Source organism: Cupriavidus sp. JZ107, from assembly GCF_053903255.1.
Map to the genome: position 1 here is coordinate 240,338 of NZ_CP096481.1, position 16,798 is coordinate 257,135.

Here is a 16,798-nt window from a genome sequence, read left to right on the forward strand (position 1 = left end):
ATCTTCAGCCCGGCGCGCTTCGGCGCGCCGGGCTTATTGCCCATCGTACGATGGGTTTTTTCGGGTTCCAAAACTCAGCCTTATCGGTGTAACGAGCCGAGGGTATTGAAAAGGACAACCTAATGCAAACAGCACTCCTCAAGCCAAAAATCATCGCCGTCGAGCCGCTGGGCGATCATCACGCCAAAGTCGTGATGGAGCCGTTCGAGCGCGGCTACGGCCATACGCTCGGTAACGCCCTGCGTCGCGTGCTGCTGTCGTCGATGGTCGGCTATGCCCCGACCGAAGTGACGATCGCTGGGGTGGTCCACGAATATTCCACCATCGACGGCGTGCAGGAAGACGTCGTCAACCTGCTGCTGAACCTGAAGGGCGTCGTCTTCAAGCTGCACAACCGCGACGAAGTCACGGTGTCGCTGCGCAAGGAAGGCGAAGGCGTGGTGACGGCCGCCGATATCGAGCTGCCGCACGATGTCGAGATCATCAACCCCGGCCACGTGATCGCCCATCTGTCAGCCGGCGGCAAGCTGGACATGCAGATCAAGGTCGAACAGGGCCGCGGCTATGTGCCGGGCAACGTTCGCAAGTTCGGCGACGAGTCGAGCAAGGTGATCGGCCGCATCGTGCTGGACGCCTCGTTCTCGCCGGTGCGCCGCGTCTCGTACGCGGTCGAGTCGGCCCGTGTCGAACAGCGTACCGACCTGGACAAGCTGGTGATGAACATCGAAACCGACGGCGTGATCTCGCCCGAGGAAGCGATCCGTCAATCGGCGCGCATCCTGGTCGATCAGCTGTCCGTGTTCGCCGCGCTGGAAGGCACCGAATCGTCGGCGGAAGCCGCTTCGAGCCGCGCGCCGCAGATCGATCCGATCCTGCTGCGTCCGGTCGACGACCTGGAGCTGACGGTGCGCTCGGCCAACTGCCTGAAGGCCGAGAACATCTACTACATCGGCGACCTGATCCAGCGTACCGAGAACGAGCTGCTGAAGACCCCGAACCTGGGTCGCAAGTCGCTCAACGAAATCAAGGAAGTCCTCGCTTCGCGTGGCCTGACGCTCGGCATGAAGCTCGAGAACTGGCCGCCCGCTGGCCTGGAGAAGTAATCTGCGTGGCGGGCGCCAGCCGGCGCCCGCCGCCAGTCCCTGCCGCCTGGCCGGATGGCCAGGCGGCGCAACCCGACTACCGGCCCGCGCCGGCGCGCTCCCGAAGGAAGGCGCTGGCGATAGAAGAGCTGGTCAAACACTGATCTAGAAAGGAATCATCATGCGTCACCGTCATGGTTTGCGGAAACTGAACCGCACCTCGTCGCACCGTCTCGCGATGCTGCGCAACATGTCCAACTCGCTGTTCCAGCACGAGCTGATCAAGACCACGCTGCCGAAGGCCAAGGAACTGCGCAAGGTCGTCGAGCCGCTGATCACGCTGGCCAAGAAGGACACCGTCGCCAACCGCCGTCTGGCTTTCGCCCGCCTGCGCGACCGCGACATGGTCACCAAGCTGTTCAACGAACTGGGCCCGCGCTACGCCACCCGTCCGGGCGGCTACACCCGCATCCTGAAGTTCGGCTTCCGTCAGGGCGACAACGCGCCGATGGCGCTGGTCGAGCTGGTCGATCGCCCCGAAGTGACCGAGGCCCCGGCCGAGGAAGCTGCGGAGTAAGACCTTCGCCTCTTCGCTGGTCCGACCGCCGGACCGACCGCCGATTCGACGCGGCGGGCGCCACGGGCGCTCCGGATGGGCGAACCGCTTACAATCGAGCCAGGCAATTGCCTGGCTCTTTTGTTTTTGGGCCGCCGTTTTTGAGTCGGCGTCACGCAGGAGCGATTTCGATGGACGCACCGCAGGTACTGGTCGTGATCACCACGCTGCCGGACGAGGACAGCGCGACCGCGCTGACCCGCGCGCTGCTGGAGGCGCGGGTGGCCGCGTGCGTGAACCGTTTGCCGGCCTGCGAGTCGCAGTACTGGTGGCAGGGCGCGATCGAGACCGCGCGCGAACTGCCGCTGCTGATCAAGACCACGCGGGCTTGCTACGACGCGCTCGAAGCGGTCATCCGCCAGCACCATCCCTACGACGTGCCCGAGATCGTCGCCCTGCCCGTGCAGGCAGGGCTGCCGGCCTATCTGGACTGGGTCGTCCAGCAGACCGCGACGCCGGGCGGCAACGGCAACGCTCGAGCGGGCAACGACGCGGCATAACGAAAAACAGCAGGTAACCGACGATGGGCAGCACCTTGGGGTCGATGGACGGGGTCATGGGGCAGGGCGCAGCGCGCAGCGCAGGCTGGCGAGGCTGGCGAGGGTGGCAATGGCTGGCCGCGATCGCACTGGCGCTGCTGACGGCCTGGCTGTGCCTCGGCGCCGGCCCGGCGCGCGCCGCCGACCAGGACGACTTCCTGCCGCCCGAGCAGGCCTTCCGCTTCGCCGCCCGCACCATCGACACGCGCACCGTCGAGGTCCGCTTCGATGTCGCGCCGGGCTACTACATGTACCGCGAACGCTTTGCCTTCGCCGCGCAACCGGCGCAGGTCAGGCTCGGCGCGCCCGATCTGCCGGCCGGCAAGGTCAAGTTCGACGAGACCTTCGGCAAGGAGATGGAGACCTACCGCGACACGGTGACGATCCGCGTGCCGGTCGAGTCCGCGCCCGCCGACGGCAAATGGACGCTGGTCGTGACCTCGCAGGGCTGCGCCGACAAGGGCCTGTGCTATCCGCCGATGGAGAGCGTCTACGAAGTCGGCGGCGCCGGCATCGGCACGCTGCTGGGCGGCCGCTCCAACGCGACGTCAGCCAACGTGACGCCCGCCATCGCCGCCGCCACGCCGCTGTCCGCCGGTTCGGAACATCGCGGCGCGGTGGTCCCAGCGGATGCCGGCAAGGCCGTCGATGACAGCGGCCGCATCGCGGCGACGCTTGCCGGCGGCCATCTGCTGACGATCGTCGCGCTGTTCTTCGGCCTCGGCCTGCTGCTGACCTTCACCCCCTGCGTGTTGCCGATGGTGCCGATCCTGTCGTCGATCGTGGTCGGCGAGCACGTGCATCGCGGCCGCGCCTTCGTCGTGTCGCTGGCCTATGTGCTTGGCATGGCGGTGGTCTACACCGCGGTCGGCGTCGCCGCCGGGCTGATCGGCGAAGGGCTCGCGGCGACGTTGCAAACGCCCTGGGTACTGGCGCTGTTCGCCGCGCTGATGGTGGCGCTGGCGTTGTCGATGTTCGGCCTGTATGAACTGCAGCTGCCGCAGCGCTGGCAGACGCGGCTGGCCGACTCGGCCAATCGCCGCCCGGGTGGCCAGATCGCGGGCGCGGCCGCGATGGGCGCGATCTCGGCGCTGATCGTCGGTCCCTGCGTGACCGCGCCGCTGGCCGGCGCGCTGGCCTATATCGCGCAGAGTGGCGACGCCTGGACCGGCGGCACCGCGCTGTTCGCGATGGCGATCGGCATGGGCGTGCCGCTGCTGCTGGTCGGCGTCGGAGCCGGCAATCTGCTGCCGCGCGCGGGCCGCTGGATGGAGGCGACCAAGCGTGTGTTCGGCTTCCTGCTGCTCGGTGTCGCGCTGTGGATGATCGGACCGGTGCTGCCGCCGTGGCTGTCGATGCTGGGCTGGGCGACGCTGCTGCTGGTCGGCGCGGTGTTCCTGCGCGCGTTCGATGGCCTGGGTGCGGAGCCGCATCCGGTAGCGCGGCTCGGCAAGGGGCTGGGCGTGCTGTCCGCGCTGGCCGGTGCGATCCTGCTGGTCGGCCTGGCCTCGGGCAGCCGCAATCCGCTGCAGCCGCTGTCGCATCTGGTGGCCGGCGTCCGTGACGGAGCGCCGGCGGCCGAGGCGGTGCGCTTCGAACGGGTCCGCTCGGTGGCCGAACTCGATGCCCGCATCGCACAGGCCAGTGCCGCCGGCAAGCCGGTGCTGCTGGACTTCTATGCGGACTGGTGCGTCAGCTGCAAGGAGATGGAGCGCTTCACCTTCAGCGATCCGCGCGTGCAGGCACGGCTGGCCGACGTGGTGATGCTGCAGGCCGACGTGACCGCCAACAACGCCGACGACAAGGCACTGCTGAAGCGCTTCGGCCTGTTCGGGCCGCCGGGCATCATCCTGTTCGGCGACGACGGGCGCGAGCTGCCGGTGCGTGTGATCGGCTACCAGGCCGCGGGACGGTTCCTGGCGAGCCTGGAACGCGCGTTCGGTCCGGCAGGGGCCTGACGCCAAGCCGGGGCCAGCGCCCGGCCCCGAATCACTCGCGCAACAACCAGCGGCCGACCGCCCACATCGCCGCGATTCCCGCCACCACCGCGCCCATCAGTCCGATCGACCACCAGAAGCCGCTGGGCTCCTGGAGCCAGGGCATGCGCTCGAAGTTCATGCCGAAGACGCCGGTGATCAGCGTCAGCGGCATGAACAGCGCGGTGATCATCGTCAGCATCCGCATCGTGCGGTTGGTCCGGTGCGCCACGGCCGAGAAGTGGATCTGTACCGCGGACTCGATCGAATCCTCGAGCCGGCGCGCATGCGCCAGCACGCGCAGGATGTGTTCCATCACGTCGTTGATGCGCACCAGCAGCACCTCGTCGCGGTCGTTGGCGATGCCGCCGGCCGGGTCGCTGTAGGTGTTGTCGAGCAGGCTGTCGCGGAATTCCTGCAGCGCGTCGCGCTGCTCCTCGCACAGATGTTCCAGCCGGCGCAACTGGATGCGCGCATCGAGCAGGCCCTCCCAGCTGGAGAAGCCGCTGCGCGCGTTCAGCAGCGCGCGCTGCCAGCGGTCGAGCTGGCGCGTCAGCGGCGCGCGCAGGTCGAGATAGCGGTCGACCATCGCATTGAGCAGCCGCAGCATCAGGTCCTCGGGACGCGTCGGCGGACGGATGCCGTGTACCAGCGCCGTGCCGCCATTGCCGCGGACTTCCGGCCGCGGCGCGCGGCTCAGCTCGAGCAGCCGCTGGCGGACCTGCTCGATCGTGCGCGACTGGCCCGGTCGCACCGTGGCGAGCACGTGGTCGAACACGAAGAAGGTCACCGGCTGCGTATCGATGCGTGCTAGCGCGGGCAGGAAACCGGGCGGGTGGCGGCGCGGCTTTGCCGCCGTGGCGCCTGTAGCCGCAGGCGTTATCGCCCCCGCCACCGCCGCAGTCTCCGCGCCGCTGCCGTTCGCCTTGGCGACAACCGGTGCCGGTCCCTCGCTGCCGGCTTCCGCAATCAGCCGGCTGGTTTCGAAGGTCAGCTTGCGGAAGATCACCATGTCGTAGGCATGCGTCGTGTCGAAGAACGACGGATGCGCGGCATTGGTGGCGTCGGCCAGATGCAGGTCGAGCACCGGCGCGCCGGTCAGCGTCTGCAGCTGGTCGCGCCAGGCCGCCGGCGCCGCGCTGACTTCAGCGAGGGTGCAGTCGACCCAGACGAAGCGAGGCGCGGCCTGTTCGGCGAGGAAGGCGCGCGCGCCCTCGAGCGAGTCGAGCGGATGGACCTGGCTGGCGGAAAAGCCGAGCAGCTGCATGCGCGAGGGATCAGCGCGCCAGCAGGCGGGCGGCGTCGAGCGCGAAATAGGTCAGGATGCCGTCTGCGCCGGCGCGGCGGAACGCCAGCAGCGATTCCATCATGACCTTGTCGTGGTCGAGCCAGCCGTTCTGCGCGGCCGCCTTCAGCATCGCGTACTCGCCGCTGACCTGGTAGACGTAGGTCGGGAAGCGGAATTCGTCCTTGACCCGGCGAACGATGTCCAGATACGGCATGCCGGGCTTGACCATCACCATGTCGGCGCCTTCCATGATGTCCTGCGCGACCTCGCGCAGCGCCTCGTCGGTGTTGGCCGGGTCCATCTGGTAGGTCATCTTGTTGCCCTTGCCCAGATTGGCGGCCGAGCCGACCGCGTCGCGGAAGGGACCGTAGAACGCCGATGCGTACTTGGCCGAGTACGCCATGATGCGGGTGTGGATATGTCCCGCCTCTTCGAGGCCGTTGCGCACGGCGCCGATGCGGCCGTCCATCATGTCCGACGGCGCGACGATGTCGACGCCGGCGGCGGCCTGGGTCAGCGCCTGCCGCACCAGGATCTCGACGGTCTCCTCGTTCATCACGTAGCCGTCGGCATCGAGCACGCCGTCCTGGCCGTGGCTGGTGTACGGGTCGAGCGCGACATCGGTCAGCACGCCGAGCTCGGGAAAGCGGTCCTTCAGCGCGCGCACGGCGCGCGGAATCAGCCCGTCGTCGCGCGTCGCCTCGATGCCGTCGGGCGTCTTCAGCGACGGATCGATGACCGGGAACAGCGCGATCACCGGAACGCCCAGCTGCACGCATTGCTCGGCGACCGGCAGCAGCAGGTCGACCGACACGCGCTCGACGCCGGGCATCGACGCGACGCTCTGGCGCTGGCCCTGTCCGTCGAGCACGAACACGGGGTAGATCAGGTTGTCCGGCGACAGCCGGTGCTCGCGCATCAGCCGGCGCGAGAAGTCGTCGCGGCGCATGCGGCGGGGGCGGAATTCGGGGAAGGTGGACATGGTGGGATCGTCAGTCAGGGGACGGCGGAGCGCAGCGGCCCACGATACCCGGGCGACCACGGCGTCACGGCGAAGGGACCGGATGTGGCAGGCGCTTGGCCTGCCGGGCGGCGGCGTCCCGCGTCCAATAAAAAACTAAACTTTTGTGCGTGCCCGCTATCATACTCGCGGACCCTTTGCGTTGCGCCGCGTGCGTGGCGCGAGGTCCCCCGCTACTCCTCCCTGAGCGGGTACCCGCCTCGCGGCGGGAATATTCCCCCCCGTTGCTTGCAGCGGGGTTTTTTTTGCGCCCTTGTTTTGCTCGCCTGGTTACGACGGGGTTCCGCCGCTGCCGGGCTCGTCGCCGGACGCTTCTTCGCCGGTCGGCGGCGCGGCATCGGCGGACGGCGCCGCAGCGGCAGGCTGCGCCTCCGGCAGCCCCAGCCAGCCGGCGATATGGCGCTGCGCCTCCTCGATGCCGCGGCGCTTCAGGCTCGAGAACAGCTGCGCGGTCAGCAACGGCGGGTTCTCCAGCTGGGCCGCATAGTCGGCCAGCACGCGGCGCGTCTCGCGCAGCGCCAGCGCATTCTCGCTGCTGGTCAGCTTGTCCGCCTTGGTCAGCAGCACATGGATCGGCTTGCCGGTCGGCAGGAACCACTCGACCATCTGGCAATCGAGATCGGTGAAGGGCCGGCGCGCATCCATCATGATGACCAGCCCGGCCAGTTGCTGCCGGGCCTGCACGTAGTCGCTCAGCAGCGACTGCCAGTGATACTTGGCCGAGCCCGACACCTGCGCATAGCCGTAGCCCGGCAGGTCGACCAGGAAGGCCAGCGGATCGGGCGCCTTGACCGGCGCGACCGCGAAGAAATTGATGTGCTGGGTGCGGCCGGGAGTCTTCGACGAGAACGCCAGCCGCTTCTGGTTGCACAGCACGTTGATGGCGGTCGACTTGCCCGCGTTGGACCGTCCGGCAAAGGCGACCTCGGGCACAGCGGTGGCCGGCAGGTCGCGCAGATGGTTGACGGTGGTGAAGAAGCGGGCCTGGTGTAGGAGAGACATGAGGGAGAGGCAGGGTCGGGGAGGCCCGCGCGGGAGTGCGCCAAGCGTCTATCCGGGAAGCGATTTATTGTACAATACCGCGGTTAACGGCCTCCCGGCCGGGTGGCGTTCGACGTTCTTTTGGCCTTGTTGGCGGCCGGCATGACCTGACAGCATCGGGTGATGAACGGCCGGCAGTGGTCTGCCAACGGGGTCTATCCCGTCTTTTGCCCCAATGCGCGTCCTCACCGCAGGCCGGAGGCTGACCGGCACGCGATAGCGAATTCAAAACAATTCAGACAAGGTGTGCGAATGAATGGCATTGCGAAACTTGTGGCTGTCGTAGCACTGGCCTTGCCGGCAACGGCCTTCACGGGTCTGGCCTCGGCCGCCGAGCAAGCCGCCGCCAAGGCGGACCCGGCCAAGGGCGAGACCCTCTACACGCAGGGCGCACCCGATCGCAATGTCCCCGCCTGTCTGAGCTGCCACGGCGCCAACGGCAACAGCGGCGCCGCGGTCAATCCGAAACTGGCGGCGCAGCACCCCGAATACGCCCACAAGCAGCTGGCCGACTTCAAGGCCAAGGTTCGCAACAACCCGATCATGACGCCGATCGCGGCGCAGCTGACCGATCAGGAAATGCGCGACGTCGGCGCCTATCTGGCGCGCCAGACCCAGAAGCCGGCCTCCGCGAAGAACAAGGACACCATCGAGCTGGGCCAGAAGATCTATCGCGCCGGCATCGCCAACAAGGGCGTGCCCGCCTGCGCGGCCTGCCACGGCCCGGCCGGCGCCGGCATCCCGGCGCAGTATCCGCGCATCGGCGGCCAGTTCTCCGAGTACACCGAGGCCCAGCTGGTGGCCTTCCGCCAGGGCGGCCGCAAGAACAACGCGGTGATGACCGAGGTCGCGGCGCGCATGTCCGACGCCGAGATCAAGGCGGTGGCGGACTACGTCGCCGGCCTGCGCTGAGCCCAGCGGTAGCCCCGGGCCGGCCGGCCCTCGCCGGCGCGGCGCGGGGGCGCAACCAAACGAGCCGGCGATAATCGAAGAGGGTGGCCTGCGCGAGCGAGCCTCCCTCTTTGTCTTTTGCGCCCCGCGCCTCCTGCCTTTCCTGCCATGCCGACCGCTTCCACTTCGGGCCTGCGCCTGAAGACCCCCCACCGCCTGCTGCGCGATACCGTCGAACTGGTCTCGTCGATGCGCTTCGCGATCGCGCTGCTGTCGGTGATCTCGATCGCCAGCGTGATCGGCACCGTGCTCAAGCAGAACGAGCCGTACGCCAACTACGTCAACCAGTTCGGGCCGTTCTGGGCCGAGCTGTTCCATGCGCTGTCGCTGCAGAAGGTCTACAGCTCGTGGTGGTTCCTGCTGATCCTGGCCTTCCTGGTGGTTTCCACGTCGCTGTGCCTGGTGCGCAATGCGCCGAAGATGGTCAGCGACATGCGCTCGTGGAAGGACCATGTGCGCGAGCGCAGCCTGCGCGCCTTCCACCACCGCGTCGAGTTCGACGCCGCGCCGCCGCGGGCTGGCGCCGTGCAGCGCCTCGGCGCGCTGCTGGCCAACCGCGGCTATCGCGTGCGCCAGGTCGAGCATGACGGCGCCACGCTGCTGGCGGCCAAGGCCGGCGCCGCCAACAAGCTCGGCTATATCCTCGCGCACGCGGCGATCGTGGTGATCTGCATCGGCGGGCTGCTCGATGGCGACATGCTGATCCGTGCGCAGATGTGGTTCGGCGGCAAGACGCCGATCACCGGCAACGCGGTGATCAACGAGATTCCGCCGCAGCACCGCCTCTCCAGCAGCAATCCTGGCTTTCGGGGCAACGCCTTCGTGCCCGAGGGCGCCACCGTGTCGACCGCGATCCTGAACATCGCCGACGGCGCGCTGGTGCAGGACCTGCCGTTTACGCTGACGCTGAAGAAATTCGTCATCGAGCATTACTCGACCGGCATGCCGAAGCTGTTCGCCTCCGACGTGGTCGTCACCGACCGCGCGACCGGCAAGCAGACGGCCGCCACCATCAAGGTCAACGAGCCGCTGATCGTCGATGGCATCGCCATCTACCAGTCCAGCTTCGAGGACGGCGGCTCGCGGCTGAAGTTCGTCGGCTATCCGATGCAGGGCAGCTCGGCGAAGACCTTCGCGTTTGCCGGCACGGTGGGTAACAGCGCGCCGCTGAAGGGCACGGGCAGCGACGTCGATGCGCAAGGGCTGGCGGTCGAGTTCAGCGATTTCCGGCTGATGAACATCGAGAACGTCACCGATGCGTCGGGCAAGACCGATGCGCGCGGCGTGGCGACGCGCTCGCTGAACGAGCGCATCGAGGCCCGCCTGGGCGCGGCGGCCAACCCCGAGCGCGAGAAGCAGCTGCGCAATGTCGGCCCGTCCGTGCAGTACAAGCTGCGCGACCGCAACGGGCAGGCGCGCGAATTCCACAACTACATGGTGCCGGTGCAGCTCGACGGCCAGTCGGTGTTCCTGGCGGGCACGCGCGATACGCCCAACGAGCCGTTCCGCTATCTGCGCATTCCGGCCGACGAGCAGGGCAGCGTGGCCGACTGGATGCGGCTGCGCGCGGCGCTGCAGGACAGCGCGCTGCGCGGCGAGGCCGCGCGCCGCTTCGCGCTGGCGTCGATGCCGGGCGATGACAAGGGCCAGGTGCGCGTGCAGCTGGCCGAGAGCGCGCGCCGGGCGCTGGACCTGTTCGCTGGCGCCGCGCGCCACGATGCCGATGCGCCGCCCGGCGGCTTTGCCGCGATCGCCGCCTTCCTCGAGCGCTCGGTGCCGCAGGCCGATCAGCAGAAGGCGGCCGACGTGCTGCTGAAGATCCTGAACGGCTCGATGTGGGAGCTGTGGCAACTGGCGCGCGAACGCGCCGAACTGCCGGTGGTCGCCAACAGCGCGCAGAGCGGCGCCTTCCTGCAGCAGGCGATCAACGCGCTGTCGGACAGTTTCTTCTACGTGGCGCCGGTGTTCCTGCAGCTGGACGACTTCCAGGAGGTCAAGGCCAGCGTGTTCCAGATGACCCGTGCGCCTGGCAAGAACATCGTGTATCTTGGCTGCCTGCTGCTGGTGCTGGGCGTGTTCGCGATGCTGTATATCCGCGAGCGCCGCGTGTGGGTCTGGGTCAAGGACGCCAAGCCGGATGCCAAGCCGGACGCCGATCCGAGCGATGCGTCGCAACGGGCCGCCGGCAGCCATGTGCTGATGGCAATGTCGACCCAGCGGCGCACCCTGGACTTCGAGAAGGAATTCGCCGCGCTGCGCGAGGACGTGCAGCGTGCCGCGGCGGCAGCGCAGGACGCGCCGCCAGCGGCGCCGGCGACACGGTAGGGATTTCGTCATGTCTTCCAATTCTTCCAAGCTGCACGCTCCCGCCAACCCCACGGCGAACCAGGGGCAGATCCCGGCGGCAGCGGACACCTCGTATCTGGAGCCCTCGTTCCTGCGCCGGCTGTCGTGGCTGGACTGGCTCTATGCGCTGCTGCTGGTGGTCGGCGCTGGCGTCGGGCTGGCGCGCTATGGCCAGTGGATGGACGGCTACGACAAGGCGGTGCTGATCGGCGCGGTGCCGACCTTTGCGCTGCTGGGCTGGCACTGGAAGCCGGTGCGCGCGCTGATGGCAGGCCTGGCCGTGCTGGCGCTGCTGGCCGTGCAGCTGTACCAGGGCGAACTGGCGCGCGCCGAGCAGGCCTTCCTGCTGAAGTACCTGCTGTCGAGCCAGTCCGCGATCCTGTGGATGTGCGCGCTGGTGTTCCTGTCGACGCTGTTCTACTGGGGCGGCCTGCTGGCGCGCTCGCAAACGGGCTACGGCATCGGCCACAAGCTGGCGTGGGCGGCGGTCGTGCTCGGCTTTACCGGCATGCTGGTGCGCTGGTACGAGTCCTACCTGATCGGTCCCGATATCGGCCATATCCCGGTGTCGAACCTGTACGAAGTGTTCGTGCTGTTCGTGCTGATCACGACGCTGTTCCACCTGTACTACGAGGGCCGCTACCGCACCGGCGCGCTGGGCCCGTTCGTGATGCTGGTGGTGTCGGCGGCCGTCGGCTTCCTGCTGTGGTACACGGTCAGCCGCGATGCGCACGAGATCCAGCCGCTGGTGCCGGCGCTGCAGAGCTGGTGGATGAAAATCCATGTGCCGGCCAATTTCATCGGCTACGGCACCTTCGCGCTGGCCGCGATGGTCGCGGTGGCCTATCTGCTGAAGCAGCGCGGCATCCTGGCCGAGCGCCTGCCCGCTCTGGAGCTGCTCGACGACGTCATGTACAAGGCGATCGCGGTCGGCTTCGCCTTCTTCACCATCGCCACGATCCTCGGCGCGCTGTGGGCGGCCGAGGCCTGGGGCGGCTACTGGAGCTGGGACCCGAAGGAAACCTGGGCGCTGATCGTCTGGCTGAACTACGCCGCCTGGCTGCACATGCGGCTGATCAAGGGCCTGCGCGGCGCGATGGCGGCCTGGTGGGCGCTGATCGGCCTCTTGATCACGACCTTCGCCTTCCTGGGCGTCAACATGTTCCTGTCGGGGCTGCACAGCTACGGCGAATTGTGATCGACAGCACCCTTTCAGGGTGACAAAGCGAGGAAACCTGCCCTTTCGGGCAGGTTTTTTTATTGGAAAGGGAATAAAACGGCGCCTGACGGTGTTTACTGGGAAACACGGCGCCGGTGGGCGGCGCCGACTTTTCCTGGAGACAGACATCATGACCCTCTCGCGCCTTACCGCTTCCGGTCGTCTTGCGCTTCCCGTCACCGCCACCGTCACCATTGCCGCCGCCGTCCTGCTGACCGCCTGTTCCGGCATGGGCATGGGCTCGGGCAGCAGCAGCGCCAGCGCCAGCAGCACGGCCAGCACCACCGGCAACATGCCGCCGACCGTCAAGGTCAGCAACGGCGTACTGACCGATCCGCAAGGCCTGACGCTGTACACCTTCGATCGCGATACCGCGGGGAGCGGCAAGAGCGTCTGCAACGGACAATGCGCGGTCAACTGGCCGCCGCTGCTGGCCCAGCCCGGCACCTCGGCCACCGGCCAGTACACGATCATCACGCGCGATGACGGCAGCCGCCAGTGGGCCTATCGCGGCAAGCCGCTGTACCGCTTCGCCAAGGACACCAAGCCGGGCGACCGCACCGGCGACAAGGTGATGAACGTGTGGCACATCGCCACGCCGTAAGGCACCGTCAGGCGTCGTGAGGCGCCGTGAGCGTCGGCCACGGGCGGCGTGGCCCGTCGCACCAAACACCGGCCAGCCGGTCCAAGTTGAGCCGGCCCGGCATGGCCCGCGGGGCCGCCCGGCGCGCCGGCGCTCCGCCAAGCAAGGAACGACGATGTGGATTCCCTCTCCGAAATGGCTGCGCGGCGACGACATTCCGCCCAGCGAGATCACGCCGCCCGAGGCGTTCGCCGCGCGCCGCCGCTGGCTGGCGATGGTCGCCGCCGGCGCGGCCGGCAGCACGCTGGCGCCGTGGGCCGCGCGCCAGGCGCTGGCGCAGCAGCCGGGCCGCGGGCAGAAACTGGCCGCCACGCCCAACCCGGCCTATGTGGTGACCGACAAGCGCACGCCCTACGAGGACGTCACCACCTACAACAACTTCTACGAGTTCGGCACCGACAAGTCCGACCCTTCCCGCAATGCCGGCACGCTGCGGCCACGGCCGTGGCAGGTCAAGGTCGAAGGGCTGGTTCGGCAACCCAGGACGTATGACATCGACGGCCTGATGAAGATGGCGGCGATGGAGGAGCGCGTCTACCGGCTGCGCTGCGTCGAGGGCTGGTCGATGGTAATCCCGTGGATCGGCTTCCCGCTCGCCGAGCTGATCCGGCGCGCCGAACCGCTCGGCAGCGCCAAGTACGTCGAGTTCGTCACGCTGGCCGACAAGAAGCAGATGCCGGGACTGGGCAGCCCGGTGCTGGATTGGCCGTATCGCGAAGGGCTGCGCCTGGACGAGGCCATGCATCCGCTGACGCTGCTGACGTTCGGCCTGTACGGCGAGGTGTTGCCGAACCAGAACGGCGCGCCGGTGCGCATCGTGGTGCCGTGGAAGTATGGCTTCAAGAGCGCGAAGTCGATCGTCGCGATCCGCTTCGTCGACAAGCAGCCCGCCACCAGCTGGAACCTGGCCGCGCCGCAGGAGTACGGCTTCTATTCGAACGTGAATCCGGAAGTCGACCATCCGCGCTGGAGCCAGGCCACCGAGCGCCGCATCGGCGACGACAAGGGCGGCGGCTTCGCGGCGCTGTTCGCGCCCAAGCGCAAGACGCTGCCGTTCAATGGCTATGCGCAGCAGGTCGCCTCGCTGTATCAGGGCATGGATCTGCGCAAGTTCTTCTGACCGCTTTTCCTTGCATCGCATGCCTTCCACCGAGACGACGCCGGCCGCCCCGCGCACCGCCGGACCGGCAGCCGCGCGCCGCGGCGGCGCCACGCCCGGCACCTTGCCGCCGGCGCGGCTGCGCGCGCTGAAGACGCTGATCTGGGTACTGGCGCTGCTGCCGTTCGCTCGCCTGGTCTATCTTGGCGCGACCGGCCAGTACGGCGCCAATCCGCTGGAATTCGTCACGCGCTCCACCGGCACCTGGACGCTGGTGATGCTGTGCGCGACGCTGGCGGTGACGCCGCTGCGGCGCCTGAGCGGCTGGAACTGGCTGCTGCGGATACGGCGGTTGCTGGGCCTGTTCGCCTTCTTCTACGGCACGCTGCATTTCCTGCTGTGGCTCGGCGTGGACCGCGGCTTCGACCTGGCCTATATGGCCAAGGACGTGTTCAAGCGTCCGTTCATCACGATGGGGTTTGCAGCGTTCGTGCTGATGATGCCGCTGGCCGCGACCTCGACGCATGCGATGGTGCGGCGCCTGGGCGGGCGGCGCTGGCAGGCCCTGCACCGCAGCGTCTATGCGATCGCGGTGCTGGCGATCCTGCACTACTGGTGGCACAAGGCCGGCAAGAACGATTTTGGCGAGGTGTCGATCTACGCCGCGGTGGTCGCGGCGTTGCTCGGGGTGCGGCTGTGGTGGTGGTGGCGCGGGACCGGCCGCGCCGCGCCCGCGCCGAACGGGTCGTCGCGATCTTAGCGCGGCAGCAGCTTCTCGTCGCGGAACAGGTCCTCGACGCGCTCGCGGGCGCGCACCAGATGCACCGTCTCGCCGTCGACCATCACCTCGGCCGCGCGCGGGCGGGTGTTGTAGTTCGAGCTCATCACGAAGCCATAGGCACCGGCCGACATCACGGCCAGCAGATCGCCCGGCGCGACCGCCAGCGCGCGATCGCGGCCGAGCCAGTCGCCCGATTCGCACACCGGGCCAACCACGTCGTAGGTCACGGCCTCGCCCGGATTTGTCCCCGCATGCGGCACCACCGGCTCGATCCGATGGAAGGCCTCGTACATCGCCGGACGCGCCAGATCGTTCATCGCCGCATCGACGATGCAGAAGTTCTTGGCCTCGCCCGGCTTCAGGAATTCGACGCGCGTCAGCAGCACGCCGGCATTGCCCACCAGCGAGCGGCCCGGCTCGAACAGCACCTCGCGATGGCCGTGGCCGCGCTGCGCCACGCGCTCGAGCAGCGTGCCCGCGAAGCCGGTGATATCGGGCGGGGTCTCGTCGTCATAGGTGATGCCCAGCCCGCCGCCGACATCGATATGCGACAGCACGATGCCTTCGCGCTCGAGCGCCTCGACCACGTCGAGCACCTTGTCCAGCGCCTCCAGATAGGGCGACACCTCGGTGATCTGCGAGCCGATATGGCAGTCGATGCCGGTGATCTCCAGGTGCGGCAGCGCGGCCGCGGCGCGGTAGGTCGGCAGCACGTCGTCGAAGGCGATGCCGAACTTGTTGCCCTTGAGTCCGGTGGAGATATACGGATGGGTGCGCGCGTCGACGTCCGGATTGATCCGCAGCGACACGCGCGCGCGCTTGCCGACGCGGCCCGCGACCGCGTTCAGGCGGTCGAGCTCGGGGATCGATTCGACGTTGAAGCACAGCACGTCGTGCGCCAGCGCCAGCTCCATCTCGGCCTCGGACTTGCCGACGCCCGAGAACACGACCTTGCGCGGATCGGCGCCGACCGCCAGCACGCGCTGCAGTTCGCCGCCGGAGACGATGTCGAAGCCAGCGCCGAGCTGCGCGAACACCTGCAGCACGGCGAGGTTCGAATTGGCCTTCATCGCGTATTGCACGCGCGCGCGATGGCCCGCGCAGGCGGCGGCGTAGGCCTGGTAGGCGGCGGTCAGCGCCGCGCGCGAATAGACATAGGTCGGCGTGCCGAACTGCTCGGCGATACGGGCGAGCGGCACCTGTTCGACGGCAAGGGCACCGTCGCGGCGATGGAAAAATGCGGTCATGTTATCGAGCGGCAGGAGCGGACGCGGGCGCGGCGGACGATGGCGATGAAGACGACGAAGACGTGCGGGCCGGCGGCGTGCGCGCGGGCATCGGCGCGGCGTCCGGCTGCGACAGGCCGGGGTCGGGGACGCTGGGTTGCACCGGCGCGGGCGGGCGCTGCGGCATCACCAGCGGGCCGCGAATGCCGCATCCGCCGAGCAGGGGCATCGCTAGGCCGGCGGCAAACGCCGCTACAATCGCAACACGACGCAACATCGGGTCGTCCTTGGAAACAGGGGTCGAACGGGAGGCGGACCGGAGCAGCCGGGCCGGGCAACGGTGCCCGCGGGCACTCGGGTCGGCAACTGGATTGGCCCGCAGAACAATGCATCAGCCCGGAACGGGTCCCGGCAGGGACTGGCCGCGGCTGGCGGTCTTGGAGTGTAGCATGTCCCTTTTGAGCGAAAGCGAGTTCCTGGCGCTGGCGACCGGCGAGCTGGATCGTCTGGAAAGCGCGATCGAGCAGGCCGCCGATGCGGCCGACGCCGATATCGAGATCAACCGCAGCGGCAATGTGATGGAGCTCGAGTTCGAGGACGGCTCGAAGATCATCATCAACAGCCAGGCGCCGATGCAGGAGCTGTGGGTGGCGGCGCGCGCGGGGGGCTTTCACTTCCGCCGCGACGGCGAGCGCTGGGTCGACACGCGCGAGGGCACCGAGCTGTACCAGGCGCTGTCGCGCTACCTGAGCCAGCAGGCCGGCACCGCGCTGACGCTGGACTGAGGCCCGCACGCACGCCAAGGAACGCTTAACACCACCACGTCATTCCCGCGAAAGCCGGAATCCGGCGTCTTGCAAAGCCACTGGGTCCCCGCGTTCGCGGGGACGACGGTCGCGATCAGTAAAAAGGCCAGCCCATCGGGCTGGCCTTTTTTGCTGTGCGATCGGCTGGAGCCGTCGGCGCGGCC

The 16,798-nt window shown here is 68.4% G+C and carries 15 protein-coding genes; 11 read left to right on the forward strand and 4 right to left on the reverse strand.

Going from position 1 to position 16,798, the window contains the following annotated elements; genetic code table 11:
- Positions 1–122: 122 nt before the first annotated feature.
- The 4 genes from M1D55_RS10710 (at position 123) to dsbD (ending at position 4,195) form a co-directional block, all read left to right on the forward strand.
- The gene (locus M1D55_RS10710) at positions 123–1,103 is read left to right on the forward strand and encodes a DNA-directed RNA polymerase subunit alpha (RefSeq protein ID WP_006577445.1); all 981 of its coding nucleotides are present in this window, start codon (positions 123–125) and stop codon (positions 1,101–1,103) included.
- A 160-nt stretch (positions 1,104–1,263) separates the two neighbouring features.
- Positions 1,264–1,659: a 50S ribosomal protein L17 gene (gene rplQ / locus M1D55_RS10715; protein WP_006577446.1), complete on the forward strand. Its 396-nt coding sequence runs from the start codon at positions 1,264–1,266 to the stop codon at positions 1,657–1,659.
- 170 nt (positions 1,660–1,829) lie between these two features.
- Positions 1,830–2,198, forward strand: a complete 369-nt coding sequence (cutA, locus tag M1D55_RS10720) for a divalent-cation tolerance protein CutA (RefSeq protein WP_006577447.1) — start codon at positions 1,830–1,832, stop codon at positions 2,196–2,198.
- A 56-nt stretch (positions 2,199–2,254) separates the two neighbouring features.
- On the forward strand, positions 2,255–4,195 hold the full coding sequence (gene dsbD, locus M1D55_RS10725; RefSeq protein ID WP_456282690.1) for a protein-disulfide reductase DsbD: 1,941 nt from the start codon (positions 2,255–2,257) through the stop codon (positions 4,193–4,195).
- A 31-nt stretch (positions 4,196–4,226) separates the two neighbouring features.
- Here dsbD and M1D55_RS10730 read toward each other — a convergent pair whose 3' ends face one another.
- The 3 genes from M1D55_RS10730 to yihA form a co-directional block, all read right to left on the reverse strand.
- On the reverse strand, positions 4,227–5,480 hold the full coding sequence (locus M1D55_RS10730) for a magnesium transporter CorA family protein (protein ID WP_456282147.1): 1,254 nt from the start codon (positions 5,478–5,480) through the stop codon (positions 4,227–4,229).
- Positions 5,481–5,490: 10 nt separating this feature from the next.
- On the reverse strand, positions 5,491–6,483 hold the full coding sequence (gene hemB, locus M1D55_RS10735; protein ID WP_006577449.1) for a porphobilinogen synthase: 993 nt from the start codon (positions 6,481–6,483) through the stop codon (positions 5,491–5,493).
- A gap of 309 nt (positions 6,484–6,792) precedes the next feature.
- Positions 6,793–7,524, reverse strand: coding sequence for a ribosome biogenesis GTP-binding protein YihA/YsxC (gene yihA / locus M1D55_RS10740; protein WP_064577040.1), 732 nt, complete (start codon positions 7,522–7,524; stop codon positions 6,793–6,795).
- Between the two features lie 291 nt (positions 7,525–7,815).
- Here yihA and M1D55_RS10745 point away from each other — a divergent pair, with 291 nt between their 5' ends.
- From M1D55_RS10745 to msrQ, 6 genes are all read left to right on the forward strand, one after another.
- Positions 7,816–8,475 carry a c-type cytochrome gene (locus tag M1D55_RS10745; protein WP_006577451.1) on the forward strand — a complete coding sequence of 220 codons (660 nt, stop codon included), beginning with the start codon at positions 7,816–7,818 and terminating at the stop codon, positions 8,473–8,475.
- 147 nt (positions 8,476–8,622) lie between these two features.
- A complete protein-coding gene (locus tag M1D55_RS10750; protein WP_456282148.1) occupies positions 8,623–10,839 on the forward strand; it encodes a cytochrome c biogenesis protein ResB in 2,217 nt (738 codons plus the stop codon).
- A 10-nt stretch (positions 10,840–10,849) separates the two neighbouring features.
- A complete protein-coding gene (gene ccsB / locus M1D55_RS10755) occupies positions 10,850–12,058 on the forward strand; it encodes a c-type cytochrome biogenesis protein CcsB (protein WP_006580171.1) in 1,209 nt (402 codons plus the stop codon).
- A 151-nt stretch (positions 12,059–12,209) separates the two neighbouring features.
- The gene (locus tag M1D55_RS10760; RefSeq protein WP_043440268.1) at positions 12,210–12,683 is read left to right on the forward strand and encodes a COG4315 family predicted lipoprotein; all 474 of its coding nucleotides are present in this window, start codon (positions 12,210–12,212) and stop codon (positions 12,681–12,683) included.
- Between the two features lie 154 nt (positions 12,684–12,837).
- The gene (msrP, locus tag M1D55_RS10765) at positions 12,838–13,842 is read left to right on the forward strand and encodes a protein-methionine-sulfoxide reductase catalytic subunit MsrP (RefSeq protein ID WP_053822667.1); all 1,005 of its coding nucleotides are present in this window, start codon (positions 12,838–12,840) and stop codon (positions 13,840–13,842) included.
- 19 nt (positions 13,843–13,861) lie between these two features.
- Positions 13,862–14,581 carry a protein-methionine-sulfoxide reductase heme-binding subunit MsrQ gene (msrQ, locus tag M1D55_RS10770; RefSeq protein ID WP_456282149.1) on the forward strand — a complete coding sequence of 240 codons (720 nt, stop codon included), beginning with the start codon at positions 13,862–13,864 and terminating at the stop codon, positions 14,579–14,581.
- Here the strand turns inward: msrQ and lysA are convergent.
- Complete coding sequence (lysA, locus tag M1D55_RS10775) at positions 14,578–15,849, reverse strand: diaminopimelate decarboxylase (RefSeq protein WP_456282150.1); 1,272 nt, start codon at positions 15,847–15,849, stop codon at positions 14,578–14,580. The genes msrQ and lysA overlap by 4 nt on opposite strands.
- Positions 15,850–16,277: 428 nt before the next feature.
- On the opposite strand from lysA, the gene cyaY reads away from it, so the two are divergent.
- Complete coding sequence (gene cyaY / locus M1D55_RS10780; protein ID WP_232206313.1) at positions 16,278–16,613, forward strand: iron donor protein CyaY; 336 nt, start codon at positions 16,278–16,280, stop codon at positions 16,611–16,613.
- Positions 16,614–16,798: the final 185 nt, after the last annotated feature.